This window comes from Pseudomonas sp. 01L34 (assembly GCF_056400265.1).
The window spans coordinates 1-928 of the sequence record NZ_JBFTSX010000031.1; the positions used below are offsets into that span (position 1 = coordinate 1).

Below are 928 nucleotides of genomic sequence, written 5' to 3' on the forward strand. Positions count from 1 at the left end.
TGCAGGAAGACAGCTCCCTCAGCGTCAGCGGCCAGTTCAGCTCAAGCGACATCGACCACAATGCCACCGCCACTTGGAGCATTGCCGGAACAGCTAACGGCACTTATGGCTCAATCGCCGTCGACAGCAGCGGTCAATGGACCTACACGTTGGCCAATGGCACCGATGGYGTCGCCAGTGCCGTGCAATCGYTGMAGGCCGGCGAGAGYCATGACGAGGTGTTCAGCATCCAGGTCAGCGATGGCCTCGGCGGCGTCGACACCCAGCAAGTGACCGTCACAGTCACCGGCAGCAACGATGCGCCGGTGCTCAGCTTCGCCAGCGGCAACGATGCCGGCACGGTGCAGGAAGACAGCTCCCTCAGCGTCAGCGGTCAGTTCAGCTCAAGCGACATCGACCACGACGCCACCGCGACCTGGAGCATTGCCGGAACAGCTAACGGCACTTATGGCTCGATCGCCGTCGACAGCACCGGCCAATGGACCTACACGTTGGCCAATGGCACCGATGGCGTCGCCAGTGCCGTGCAATCACTGCAGGCCGGCGAGAGTCACGATGAAGTGTTCACCCTCCAGGTCAGCGATGGCCTCGGTGGCGTCGACACCCAGCAGGTGATCGTCACCATCACCGGTAGCAACGATGCGCCGGTGCTCAGCTTTGCGAGCGACAACGATGTCGGCGCCGTGCAGGAGGACAGCACCCTCAGCGTCAGCGGTCAGTTCAGCTCAAGCGACATCGACCACGATGCCACCGCGACCTGGTCGATCAATGGTTCGGCCACTGGAACCTACGGCTCGATCGCCGTCGACGGCAGCGGTCAGTGGACTTACACCTTGGCCAACGGCACCGACGGTGTCGCCAGTGCCGTGCAATCGCTGCAGGCCGGCGAGAGCCATGACGAGGTGTTCAGCATCCAGGTCAGCGATGG

The 928-nt window shown here is 63.1% G+C and carries 1 protein-coding gene; it reads left to right on the forward strand.

Annotation, left to right across the window (positions count from 1 at the left end):
• The coding region (locus AC1DQM_RS29820) for a VCBS domain-containing protein (RefSeq protein WP_477747259.1) at positions 1 to 928 on the forward strand (928 nt) is incomplete at both ends.